At 37.2% G+C, this 12,194-nt stretch carries 11 protein-coding genes; 9 read left to right on the forward strand and 2 right to left on the reverse strand.

Annotated elements, in window-relative coordinates:
* Position 1: 1 nt before the first annotated feature.
* The 9 genes from MHB65_RS04875 (at position 2) to opp4C (ending at position 9,650) form a co-directional block, all read left to right on the forward strand.
* Positions 2-775: a dihydroorotate dehydrogenase electron transfer subunit gene (locus MHB65_RS04875; RefSeq protein ID WP_205441879.1), complete on the forward strand. Its 774-nt coding sequence runs from the start codon at positions 2-4 to the stop codon at positions 773-775.
* Positions 772-1,683 carry a dihydroorotate dehydrogenase gene (locus tag MHB65_RS04880; RefSeq protein ID WP_342442660.1) on the forward strand — a complete coding sequence of 304 codons (912 nt, stop codon included), beginning with the start codon at positions 772-774 and terminating at the stop codon, positions 1,681-1,683. The genes MHB65_RS04875 and MHB65_RS04880 overlap by 4 nt, the downstream gene beginning before the upstream one ends.
* Positions 1,683-2,387, forward strand: a complete 705-nt coding sequence (gene pyrF / locus MHB65_RS04885) for an orotidine-5'-phosphate decarboxylase (protein WP_205441880.1) — start codon at positions 1,683-1,685, stop codon at positions 2,385-2,387. Before MHB65_RS04880 ends, pyrF begins: the two co-directional genes overlap by 1 nt.
* Before the next feature lie 3 nt (positions 2,388-2,390).
* Positions 2,391-3,020, forward strand: coding sequence for an orotate phosphoribosyltransferase (gene pyrE, locus MHB65_RS04890; protein WP_016994265.1), 630 nt, complete (start codon positions 2,391-2,393; stop codon positions 3,018-3,020).
* Between the two features lie 880 nt (positions 3,021-3,900).
* A complete protein-coding gene (locus MHB65_RS04895; RefSeq protein ID WP_342442661.1) occupies positions 3,901-4,896 on the forward strand; it encodes an ABC transporter ATP-binding protein in 996 nt (331 codons plus the stop codon).
* Between the two features lie 4 nt (positions 4,897-4,900).
* Complete coding sequence (locus tag MHB65_RS04900) at positions 4,901-5,890, forward strand: oligopeptide/dipeptide ABC transporter ATP-binding protein (protein ID WP_205441882.1); 990 nt, start codon at positions 4,901-4,903, stop codon at positions 5,888-5,890.
* A 58-nt stretch (positions 5,891-5,948) separates the two neighbouring features.
* Positions 5,949-7,682, forward strand: coding sequence for an oligopeptide ABC transporter substrate-binding protein (gene opp4A, locus MHB65_RS04905; RefSeq protein ID WP_342442662.1), 1,734 nt, complete (start codon positions 5,949-5,951; stop codon positions 7,680-7,682).
* Positions 7,683-7,763: 81 nt separating this feature from the next.
* On the forward strand, positions 7,764-8,729 hold the full coding sequence (gene opp4B, locus MHB65_RS04910) for an oligopeptide ABC transporter permease (protein WP_205441884.1): 966 nt from the start codon (positions 7,764-7,766) through the stop codon (positions 8,727-8,729).
* Between the two features lie 12 nt (positions 8,730-8,741).
* Positions 8,742-9,650, forward strand: a complete 909-nt coding sequence (opp4C, locus tag MHB65_RS04915) for an oligopeptide ABC transporter permease (protein WP_205441885.1) — start codon at positions 8,742-8,744, stop codon at positions 9,648-9,650.
* A 556-nt stretch (positions 9,651-10,206) separates the two neighbouring features.
* Here the strand turns inward: opp4C and MHB65_RS04920 are convergent.
* The gene (locus MHB65_RS04920; RefSeq protein ID WP_205441886.1) at positions 10,207-11,133 is read right to left on the reverse strand and encodes an ATP-binding cassette domain-containing protein; all 927 of its coding nucleotides are present in this window, start codon (positions 11,131-11,133) and stop codon (positions 10,207-10,209) included.
* Positions 11,126-12,181, reverse strand: coding sequence for an ABC transporter ATP-binding protein (locus MHB65_RS04925; protein WP_205441888.1), 1,056 nt, complete (start codon positions 12,179-12,181; stop codon positions 11,126-11,128). The genes MHB65_RS04920 and MHB65_RS04925 overlap by 8 nt, the downstream gene beginning before the upstream one ends.
* Between the last annotated feature and the right edge of the window lie 13 nt (positions 12,182-12,194).

Consider the following 12,194-nt stretch of genomic DNA (forward strand, 5'->3'; position numbering starts at 1 on the left):
TATGATACGTCAAGAGAAAATGACGGTCGTCTCTCAAAAGCAAATTGCGACAAACATTTTCGAACTGACACTTCATGGTGAACTGGTTCAGGAGATGACTCCTGGCCAGTTTGTCCATGTAAAGGTGTCAGATTCACTGGAGCCGCTTTTACGTCGACCAATTAGTATTGCAAATATTGATAAAGACAACAACGAATTCACAATGATCTATCGTGCTGAGGGGCGTGGTACGAAAGTGCTGGCGACGAATCGAGAAGGTCAGCAGGTCAACGTGCTTGGACCAATTGGGAATGGTTTCCCAGTAGATGCGGTACAAGAAGGAGGTACAGCACTACTAGTTGGTGGTGGCATTGGTGTACCACCATTACATGAGCTAGCCAAACAATTGAATGCTCGTGGTGTGAAAACAATCCATGTTTTAGGCTTCCAAACAGAGGATGTCTGCTTTTATGAGGATGAATTTAGTGCACTTGGTGAAACGCATTATGTGACGGTGGACGGCTCGAAAGGTACAAAAGGCTTTGTGACAACTGTCTTAGAGTCGCATGCACCAGCGTTTGATGTTTTTTATTCCTGTGGTCCATTACCAATGTTAAGAGCATTAGAAGGCTTTTATCCTGAAAAAGAAGGCTATTTATCATTTGAAGAGCGTATGGGCTGTGGTATTGGAGCTTGCTTTGCATGCGTATGTAAAACAACTGATCAAGTTGAAAAAGACTATGTTAAAGTATGTTCTGATGGTCCAGTTTTCCCGAAAGGAACGGTGGCACTATGAGTCGTTTAACAATTCAAATACCAGGCTTAGATTTAAAAAACCCGATTATGCCAGCTTCAGGTTGCTTTGGCTTTGGTCGTGAATATGCACAGCTTTATGATTTGTCAAAACTAGGTGCTATCATGATTAAGGCAACAACGGTCGAAACTCGTGCAGGTAACCCAACGCCACGTGTTGCCGAAACAGCGGCGGGGATGTTAAATGCCATTGGTCTACAAAATCCAGGCATTGAAAAAGTGATGAATGAGGAATTAAAATTTTTAGAGGATTATGATGTACCTATCATCGCGAATGTCGCTGGAACAGAGACGGCAGACTATGTGGAAGTAGCACGCCGTATTTCAGCAGCACCGAATGTCAAAGCATTGGAGCTAAATATTTCTTGTCCAAACGTGAAATGTGGTGGTATTCAATTTGGAACAGATCCTGCTACAGCACGCGAGCTTGTCAAGGCTGTCAAGGCTGTGTCAGAAGTGCCAGTCTATGTGAAGCTATCACCAAACGTTACGAACATCGTTGATATTGCCTTAGCTGTTGAAGCAGGTGGAGCAGATGGGATTACGATGATTAATACATTGGTTGGTATGCGTTTAGATGAGCGTACAGGCAAGCCAGTCATTGCTAATGGCACAGGTGGACTATCTGGGCCAGCTGTAAAACCTGTAGCAATACGAATGGTTTATGAGGTGTACAAGGCTGTCAATATTCCGATAATTGGTATGGGCGGTGTAACGGAAGCACAGGATGTCATTGATTTTATGTCCGCAGGTGCTTCAGCTGTAGCAGTAGGAACTGCTAACTTTGTTGACCATTTCGTTTGTCCAAACATCATTGAAGAGTTACCAGCAAAGCTGGATGCATTAGGTGTAGAAAATATAACAGAGATTATTGGAAGGAGCCATCGTTGATGAATACGAAACCTATACTAGCTCTAGATTTTCCAGGAGAAAAAGAAGTATTCGATTTTCTTAAAAAGTTCAATGAGCCTCTTTTCGTGAAAATTGGTATGGAATTATATATGCAAGAAGGACCTGATATCGTTCGTAAAGTAAAGGATTTAGGTCATGATATTTTCCTTGATTTAAAATTACATGATATCCCAAATACAGTAGGCTCTGCGATGAAGGGTCTAGCAAAATTGGGCGTAGATTTAGTCAATGTCCATGCTGCAGGCGGACGTCCTATGATGGAAGCCGCTCTAGAAGGACTTGAAGCGGGAACACCTGCAGGCAAAGAACGTCCTGCACTAATAGCTGTTACACAATTAACATCCACAACAGAAGAACAAATGCAAGCAGAGCAAAAAATTGCTCTTTCTTTGCAAGCGTCTGTTCTGCACTATGCAGGTCTGACAAAGCAAGCTGGCTTACAAGGTGTTGTTTGCTCTGTGCATGAGGCAAAGGCGATTGCAGAGGCGTGTGGAGATGAGTTTCTACGTGTAACACCTGGAATTCGACTAGCAGGTGGTGCTGCACACGATCAAAAACGTATTGCAACACCTGATGGGGCAAAACGTGATGGTTCATCACTCATCGTTGTGGGACGTGCTGTAACTGGTGCACAGGATCCAGTAGCAGCGTATAAAATCGTAAGTGAATTATGGGAGGCATAAATTATGACATTACAAAATGAAATTGCACACGCTATGTTAAAAGTAGGAGCTGTAGAATTAAATCCAACAGAGCTATTTACATGGGCATCTGGTATTAAATCACCTATATACTGTGACACACGTTTAACAATTTCCGATCCAGTTATTCGTAAACAATTAGCAAATGGTTTAGCTTCTGTCATCAAAGAGAACTTCGGTGCGACAGAAATTGTAGCAGGAACAGCTACAGCAGGTATTCCACATGCAGCATGGGTAAGTGATATTTTAGAATTACCAATGGTTTATGTACGCTCTAAAGCGAAGGAGCATGGCCGTGGCAATCAAATTGAAGGAAAATACGCAGCAGGACAAAAAGTAGTGGTTGTGGAGGATATCGTCTCTACAGGTGGATCTTCCATTACAGCAGTAGAAGCATTGCGTGCAGCTGGCTGTGAAGTATTAGGAGTAGTTTGTGTCTACACATATAATCTTCCACGCGCTGAGCAAGCGTTTGATGAGGCTGGCATTCAATACGTATCGTTAACAAATTTTGATTATCTAATTGAAGCAGCAAATGAATCAGGTGCTATCAAAGAAGAAGATATTCCATTCTTAAAAGAGTGGCATGGCAAGTTAAAAGCTGGAGAGCTATAATCAGTAATCTTGCAAAAGTAGTAGTAAAACATAGAGTTACTGGAATATAAAAGAGAGTAAATGCATAGAAACAACTATCGATATTTTTGTTGATAGTTGTTTTTTTGTGTTTATTCGACGTGATTAGAAGGAAATTAACGATGTTAACTTTGAAGAGAAGTATGGCATATAGATTAAAGGAATTGTAAAAATAATTTGTTTTTTTAATGTAATATAATACACTTCATTCATTTAGTACTTTAGTAAATAAAATTATTCATTAATAATAATTCGGAAAATTTAGTATCATTCTATGAACTAGATAAACTATTAAAATCCTTTTATAATCATGTTTTCCAAATAAAAGTAAATCTTGATGTAGAATGAATGGATCAAATAAGTGGGTTATCGTTATTTTAATAAAATAAAAAAATGATACTTTAGGCAAATAAAGTTAAAAATGAACAAATATTCAGTGTGATGAATTTTAAAGTATCTAATTTGAAATGCCATAGTTGTATGGCTTGATTTATTTGGAATATTATAAGAATTGTAAAAATTCACTTGATTAAATGTATTATTTCCAGATAAAATAGCATTACGCCTAATTGTCAGAATATTATATACTGATCCAGTTACTTTTACATTTGGAAAAAAGGGTCAATTTTATGTGATGGAGACTTCTCTTTAAAATTTGATATTTTTTTTAGCTAATATAATTTTGAAATAAGTTTAACATCGTTTGATTTCATTTTTCGGAATATTGAATCTTACAAAGAAATCCAAAAGCTAATTTCTTTTTACATCTTTTACTTTAAGAATACATTTTAGACATATGTTTCTGTTGCTTACATAAAGGATGTAGTGATTTTTAGTAAAAAAATTAAAGGTGTGATATTAAATGAGCTTAATGTTAGAAGTGAAAAACCTTAAAACTGGTTTTGATATAGATGGGGAGATTTATCATGCTGTTGATGATGTTTCTTTTTCAGTCAAATCTGGTCAAATTATTGGGGTAGTCGGTGAATCTGGATGTGGAAAAAGTGTCATGTCACTTTCGGTTATGCAGCTTCTTCCAAAAGGGATTGGCAAAATTACAGGCGGAGAAATTAGGTTTGAAGGCAAAAACATAGAAAATTATTCTAGTGATGACATGAATAAGATTAGAGGAAAAGATATCAGTATGATTTTCCAAGAACCCATGACATCTTTAAATCCCGTTTTTACAATAGGTTCACAAATACAAGAGATTATCTTAAATCACTCTAAAATGTCAAAGGCAGAGGCTAAAAGTAAAGCAATTGACTTATTAAAACAAGTCGGTATACCGAGAGCTGATCAAATTGTAGATGAGTATCCACACCAATTATCTGGTGGTATGAGACAAAGGGTTATGATTGCCATTGCCATTGCTTGTCAACCTAAGCTATTAATTGCAGATGAGCCAACTACGGCACTTGATGTGACAGTACAAGCTCAAATCTTAGATTTATTAAAGACAATTCAAGCAAAGAATGATATGTCCATTGTGCTTATTACACATGATTTAGGTGTCGTAGCCGAAATGTGTGATGAAGTAATCATTATGTACGCAGGAAAAATTGTAGAACGAACAAATGTAGATAATTTGTTCCACAACCCTCAGCACCCTTATACAAAGCTATTAATGGCTTCTATACCAAGAATCGATGAAGAAGTTGAAAAATTAACGACCATTCAGGGGATTGTACCTTCGTTAAAAAATATGCCTCAAATAGGTTGCCGGTTTGTTGATAGATGTCCTTCAGCTATGCCTGATTGTAGAAATGTTACGCCGCAACTTTCCTTTATAGATCAGGGACATGAGGTATCGTGTTTACTTTATGAGAGTTGTGATACTAGAAAGGGTGTGAGCTGACAGCATGAATGAAACAATCGTAAAACAAGAAAAGGAAAACCTATTAGAAATTATAGATTTGAAGACATATTACCCAATTAAAGGTGGTTTTTTAAGGCATACTGTCGGTCATGTAAAAGCAGTGGATAACATTTCTTTTACCATTAAAAATGGTGAGACATTAGGGCTAGTGGGGGAATCTGGTTGTGGAAAATCTACAACTGGACGTACAATTTTAAGATTATTAGACTCAACAGATGGAAAAATTATCTTTGGCGGTAAAGATATTACAAACCTGAGAGGGAGATCTTTAAGGGATATACGAAAAGATATTCAAATGGTATTTCAGGATCCATACGCCTCATTAAATCCGATGCAAATGGTTGGGAGTATTGTTGCAGAGCCCATTATGAATTTCAGCAACAAATCATTGAAATCATTAAAAGGCGAGGTAATGGAACTATTAAGAAAAGTAGGCTTACCTGAAGATGCCTATTATAAATATGCGCATGAGTTCTCAGGTGGTCAGCGTCAGCGTATTGGCATTGCTCGGGCACTTGCACTTAGACCAAAGCTCATTATAGCAGACGAGCCTGTTTCAGCCTTAGATGTATCTGTACAATCACAAGTTCTTAATCTATTAAAAGAACTTCAGGATGAGTTTGATTTAACATTCTTGTTTATCGCGCATGATTTAAGTGTGGTCAAGCATATGAGCGATCGAATCGGTGTGATGTATCTAGGAAATATTGTAGAGATAGCCGATAAGGAACATATTTATGATGAGCCGTTGCATCCTTATACACAAGCTTTAATCTCTGCAATACCAGTGCCAGATCCGAGAAAGAAAAATAGTCGTATTGTTTTAGAGGGAGATATACCAAGTCCTGCTAATCCACCAACAGGCTGTCCATTCCATCCAAGATGTCCAAAGGCAATGGCAGAATGTTCATTAACGAAGCCTGCTTTAAAGGAGGTGAAGTCAGGGCATAGTGTTGCTTGCCATTTATATTAAAAAACTAAAAACGGAAAATAGTTAGTTATTGACAAAATAAAATTACGGGGGGAAAAAAATGAAAAAATCAGCATTATGGTCATTTATGCTCTTGCTAGTTATGGCATTATTTTTAGCCGCATGTAATACTGACTCGACAACAACAGAGAAGGAAAATGAAAAGGATACAAGCGGGGATACAACGACAACAACGGATGAACCTTCTACAGAGGGTGGCATCGTAACATTTGGTACAGATACGGCACCTGAGGGCGTATATGATCCAGCTTATTCAGGTAGTATTGTAGATAGCTATATTCAAAATTTCACAACAGATGGTGTTTATGATGTAAATGATAATTTAGAATATGTTCCTAACTTAGCTTCTTGGGAAATTAGTGAAGATAAATTAACGTATACATTTACATTCCAAAAAGGTGTAAAGTGGCATAATGGTGAGGAATTAACAGGTGATGACTGGGTATTTGCATTAGAGACTCTAGCAGATCCTGATTATGCTGGACCTCGTTTTAATTATGCAGAAGGAATTAAAGGAGCAAAAGCTAAAAAAGAAGGTAAAGCTGATAAAATTGAAGGTATTGAAGTTGTAGATCCATATACAGTAAAAATCACTTTTGAACAAGTGAAAATTAATAATTTAGAACAACTTTGGCAATATCCAATGCCGAAGAAGCACTATGAAGGTATTGCGGTAAAAGATTTAGAGGAATCTAAACAGGTTCGTGAAAATCCTGTAGGCTTAGGGCCATTTAAAGTGAAAAAAGTTGTAGATGGAGAGTATTCTGAATTAGAGCGTTTTGATGATTACTGGAAGGGCAAACCACAGCTTGATGGCGTTATTGTAAAAGTAATCGACCCATCATTAGCAACTGGTGCGTTCCAAAACGGAGAAATTGACATTATGGATATTAGACCACAATCCGTAAAAGAGTTAGAAGCATTAGGCAATGTACGTATTGAAGAAACTAATGGTGTGGGCTATTCATACATCGGACTTCGTTTTGGCCACCGTGATAAAGCGGCGTTAAAAAATGTGGCAGATTTTGATAAATTTAATGCAAAAGAATTACGTCAAGCATTATTATATGCAATTAACCGTCCAGCAATGATCGATGCTTTCTTAGAAGGAAAAGCAACAGTTGCCAATACTGTGATTCCAACTACTTTCTGGACTGCTGCGCCAGAGGCAGAATTAAATCAATATGAATTCAACCTAGAGAAAGCTAAAGAGCTATTAGCATCTGCTGGCTATGTAGATAAAGATGGCGATGGTTTCGTAGAAGATCCGAAAGGTCAGCCATTTAAAATTTCATTTGGTCACTATGCAGGTTCAGCAGCATTTGAAGGTCGTGCCCAAGCAATTGTTCAATCTTGGAATGATATTGGTGTAAAAACAGAATTAGCTACAGGTAGTTTAATTGAGTTTAACTTATATAATGATATGAAAGACAATGATGATGCAGCATTAGAAGCGTTCTTCGGTGCGTGGAGTATGGGTTCTGATCCAGATCCATCAGGATTATGGGGGAATAACGCAGAGTGGAACTATGGTCGTTGGGTAGATCCGAAAAACCAAGAATTATTAGATAAAGGCTTAAGTGAAGAAGCGTTTGACAAAGACAAACGTATGGCAACATATGTTGAATGGCAAAAATACTTCAACGAAGAATTACCTGCACTTCCTTTATGGGAAAACCTAGATTTATATGGTATAAATAATCGTTTACAAGGTGTTCATGTCAACGCTGTTGGCTTCCAAACGGATGTTTATAAATGGCATATTAAAGAATAAGCTATCGTGTAATTTAATTCTGCTAACTAAGTCCTTGTAAAGAGGGCTTAGTTAGTAAATTTATAGATAAGGAGATGTTACATGCTTCAATATACACTTCGACGACTACTTGGCATGATCCCATTGTTACTCCTTATTTCGTTAGTGGTATTCTTTTTAGCAAAAATGATGCCAGGAGATGCATTTGCGGGTGAAATTGATCCTTCTAATACGAATCCACAATACATCGAAGAAATGAGAGAAAAATTAGGCTATAACGATCCTATTATCCAGCAATATGGCAGATGGATTGTTAATTTTATACAAGGGGATTTTGGTAAATCAACTGTTTATAAAAAACCAGCGGTAGAGATTATTGCACAGCGCATACCTAATACCATATTTTTAGCTCTAACATCGTTAATTTTCACCTACATATTTGCATTTATTATGGGCATGTATGCTGGTAGAAAACCTTATACACTTGGGGACAATTTGATTGCAACTTACAATTACCTAGCTTTAGCCATTCCGTCATTTGTAGCGGGAATTGTAGCCATTTACTTTTTCTCGTTCAAGTTAGGTTGGTTCCCATTTAACGGTTCGGTGGGCGTTGGGTTAGAGCCAGGAAATTTTGAGTACTATCTAAGTAGATTCCACCATGTTTTACTACCTGCGCTTATATTAGGATTGATGGGAACAGCATCCTATACACAATTTTTGCGAAATGACATTATTGAAAATAGTAGAAAAGACTTTGTAAGAACTGCGAGAGCAAAGGGAACAAAAGAATCGAAAATTTACAACAAACATATTTTACGAAATTCTATTATTCCTCTTATTACGTTCCTTGGTTTTGATATCGCCACATTAATCAGTGGTGCGGTAATAACAGAAACTATCTTTACGTATCCTGGAATAGGTGCTCTCTTCCTAGAATCTGTGGGAAGAAGGGATTATGCAGTCATGATGTCGATCACAATGTTACTTTCGTTTTTAACACTTTTTGGGAATTTAGTAGCGGATTTATTATATGGTGTAGTAGATCCACGTATTAGATTGGATTAAGGAGGGGGAAATATGACATTGGTAACGGATCAAAAAGTATTAACGCCAAAATCGCCAAGGAAAAGCCCCTCGCCATGGGTAATTGCGAGACGAAAGTTCTTTAAAAATAAACTGGCCTTGATTAGTCTTGTATTTCTACTAACAGTTATTATCTTATCGTTTCTAGCTCCATATATCACAACCAAAGATATTGTCCGAGTTGATTTTATGCAAATAAGTAAACCACCATCTAGTGAAAATTGGCTAGGAACAGATACAAATGGACGAGATGTGTTTACAAGAATGCTTTATGCTGGTAGATCCTCCTTAACTGTAGGATTAAGCTGTATGTTCTTTATTGTTATAATTGGAACTACAGTCGGTGCCATTTCGGGGTACTTTGGCGGAAAAGTAGATCAAATACTAATGAGATTTACAGATTTTATCTTAATGTTTCCGTTTATGATTTTTGTCATTGTTTTAAACCAAATTCTAATTGGAAAAGTATCTGGTCTATGGACTTTGATTTTTGTTATCTCACTGTTAATGTGGGGATCTGTTGCAAGGATTGTACGAAGTAGGGTGCTTGCTGAAAAGGAAAATGAGTATATATTAGCAGCTCAATCAATAGGCTGTAAATCCTCAAAGATTATTATCAAGCATTTACTACCTAATGTTGCTTCGACGATTATTGTACAAGCAACATTGCTGATGGCCGTAACAATCGTCGCTGAATCTGGTTTAAGCTTTTTAGGATTGGGTGTACCAGCAGATACGCCTAGTTGGGGGAATATGCTATCCGAAGCTAGAAACTCAGAGGTATTAAAGGAGAAGCTTTGGATGTGGGTACCTCCTGCGACAGCTATTACGCTAGTAATTTTGTCGATTAACTTTATTGGAGAAGGATTAAAAGATGCGTTAAATCCAAAATCAAGAAGGTAATCATAAATTGAATATTAAATAAGTGACAAGAAAATAGGGCACCTTTAAATGTAAAAATCATTGCATTTAAAGGTGCCGAATTTTATAAAGGATGATAGTTTAATGCATAGTAGTCCTTACAGACCCAGAAATATTGTTTTTGAGAGCGAATAAACAGCATATAGCTTGTCTTTTATCAATTATGGTCTAATCACACAAGGCTTTGGACTATGACATGGACCTGGATAGGCAGATGCAGTGGTTGAACCAATACTAATTAATAATATTGTAAAACAACACGTAGCAAGAAGAAGTTTCATACTTTTTTTCATTTGAATACACCCCTTTATTCATATTAACTATATCTTAATATATTCCCTGATTTTTTAAAATATAATTTACAAAAATGGTATTTATTAACTACTTATTTCATGTAAAATAAAGGAGAAGGGAATTATAGTTCATTGAAAGACAGTGAAATTATTTAGGTTTACACTAATGGGGATATGGGTAATAAAGAAATAAACTAAAAAAACTCCCATCACAGTAGTTAAACTGTCGACAGGAGTTATAATTTTTATCGATTAGCAATCCAAGTTTTTACTAGATCAGCAGTACCGTAAACATAATGCTGATCACCTACTTCATGGTAAGATGCACTTTCGTCAACCTCTGTATGCTTGTACTGAATACGTTGACGGCGCTTCTCTGACATTGGATCAGGAAGTGGGATAGCTGATAGTAAAGATTTTGTATATGGATGAACAGGGTGATTGTAGATATCATCTGCTTTACCGATTTCCATGATTTTACCGCGGTACATTACAGCAATACGGTCACTGATGTATTTTACCATAGATAAGTCATGGGCAATGAAAAGATATGTTAAGCCACGTTCTTTTTGTAGTTGTTTTAGTAAGTTAACAACTTGTGCTTGGATGGATACGTCAAGTGCAGAGATAGGCTCATCGGCAATGATAAACTTAGGATCTAAGCTTAGTGCACGGGCAATCCCAATACGTTGACGTTGACCACCAGAGAATTCGTGTGCGTAACGATTCGCGTGCTCTTTGTTTAAACCAACAGCTTCAAGTAACTCTTGGATTTTCGCACGACGTTCTTTTTTATCCTTGTAAAGGCCATGGATATCAAAGGCTTCACCAATGATCTCGCCAGCTGTCATACGAGGGTTTAAAGAAGCGTAAGGATCTTGGAAAATCATTTGCATTTGACGGTTAAATTTCTTTAACTCATTTTTAGATTTTTTTCCATGGACATTTTCACCATCGAAAACAATCTCGCCACCTGTAATATCATATAATCGAATGATTGAACGACCAGTAGTTGACTTACCACAACCTGATTCACCCACAAGACCAAGTGTTTCACCTTCGTAAACGTCGAAGCTGATACCATCTACAGCTTTGATAGGATTACTTGGCGAACCAAAATGCTGCTGTAAATTTTTGATTTCAAGAATTTTTTTCGCACCAGTTTTAGTCATTTTCTTGTGCCTCCTTTGCTAAATACCCTTCAATACGTTTAGCAACCGCATCTGGAAGAGGAATCTTTGGTGCATCAGGATGCAACAACCAAGTTTTTGCAAAATGTGTTTCACTTACTTGGAACATTGGTGGCTCTTGTTCATAATCAATCGCCATAGCATACTCGTTACGAGCTGCAAATGCATCACCTTTAGGTGGATTCGTAAGATCTGGTGGTGAGCCTGGAATCGTACGTAATAGCTCATCAGTATCATTATCTAAATCTGGCATTGAACCAAGTAGACCCCATGTGTAAGGATGCTTTGGATTATAGAAAATATCATTCACAGTACCATATTCTACGATTTGGCCAGCGTACATTACTGCTACACGGTCAGCGATATTCGCTACTACACCTAAATCGTGTGTAATGAAAATGATAGATGTTTTCGAGTTTTTCTGAATTTCTTTCATTAATTCTAAAATTTGCGCTTGAATTGTTACGTCTAGAGCTGTTGTCGGCTCATCGGCAATTAATAGCTTAGGATCAGCTGCAAGGGCAATGGCAATTACAACACGTTGACGCATACCACCTGAAAATTCATGTGGGTATTGGTTATAACGTTTCTCAGGGAAGGGAATACCTACCTGTGTTAAAAGCTCAATGGCACGTTTTTTGGCATCGTTTTTAGAAACCTTTTTGTGTTGCAAAATTACTTCAGTTATTTGACGTCCGACCTTCATTGTTGGATTCAAACTTGTCATTGGATCTTGGAAAATCATTGCAATTTCATTTCCGCGTACTTTAGACATTTCTTTATCAGTTAATGGAACTAAATCACGGCCATTGAATAAAATTTGTCCTGACTCATAAATACCAGGTGGCTGGGGAATTAGTTTCATTAACGCATTACTCGTAACACTTTTACCAGAACCAGATTCACCTACTATAGCGAGTGTTTCACCCTCCTTTAAATCAAAGTTAACACCACGTACAGCATGTACAAGTCCTGCATAAGTTTTAAAGTTAATTTTTAAATCTTTTACTTCTAGAATTGTTTTACTCATTTCGGCCACCTCC

The sequence above is a fragment of the Lysinibacillus sp. FSL K6-0075 genome (assembly GCF_038592945.1).
In the GTDB taxonomy this organism is placed as follows: domain Bacteria; phylum Bacillota; class Bacilli; order Bacillales_A; family Planococcaceae; genus Lysinibacillus; species Lysinibacillus fusiformis_F.

Coding starts and splice junctions, on each gene's coding strand:
- MHB65_RS04920 (WP_205441886.1), bottom strand. CDS start 11,133: ATGACTAAAACTGGTGCGAAAAAAATTCTTGAAATCAAAAATTTACAG.
- opp4C (WP_205441885.1), top strand. CDS start 8,742: ATGACATTGGTAACGGATCAAAAAGTATTAACGCCAAAATCGCCAAGG.
- pyrF (WP_205441880.1), top strand. CDS start 1,683: ATGAATACGAAACCTATACTAGCTCTAGATTTTCCAGGAGAAAAAGAA.
- opp4A (WP_342442662.1), top strand. CDS start 5,949: ATGAAAAAATCAGCATTATGGTCATTTATGCTCTTGCTAGTTATGGCA.
- opp4B (WP_205441884.1), top strand. CDS start 7,764: ATGCTTCAATATACACTTCGACGACTACTTGGCATGATCCCATTGTTA.
- MHB65_RS04880 (WP_342442660.1), top strand. CDS start 772: ATGAGTCGTTTAACAATTCAAATACCAGGCTTAGATTTAAAAAACCCG.
- MHB65_RS04875 (WP_205441879.1), top strand. CDS start 2: ATGATACGTCAAGAGAAAATGACGGTCGTCTCTCAAAAGCAAATTGCG.
- pyrE (WP_016994265.1), top strand. CDS start 2,391: ATGACATTACAAAATGAAATTGCACACGCTATGTTAAAAGTAGGAGCT.
- MHB65_RS04925 (WP_205441888.1), bottom strand. CDS start 12,181: ATGAGTAAAACAATTCTAGAAGTAAAAGATTTAAAAATTAACTTTAAA.
- MHB65_RS04895 (WP_342442661.1), top strand. CDS start 3,901: ATGAGCTTAATGTTAGAAGTGAAAAACCTTAAAACTGGTTTTGATATA.
- MHB65_RS04900 (WP_205441882.1), top strand. CDS start 4,901: ATGAATGAAACAATCGTAAAACAAGAAAAGGAAAACCTATTAGAAATT.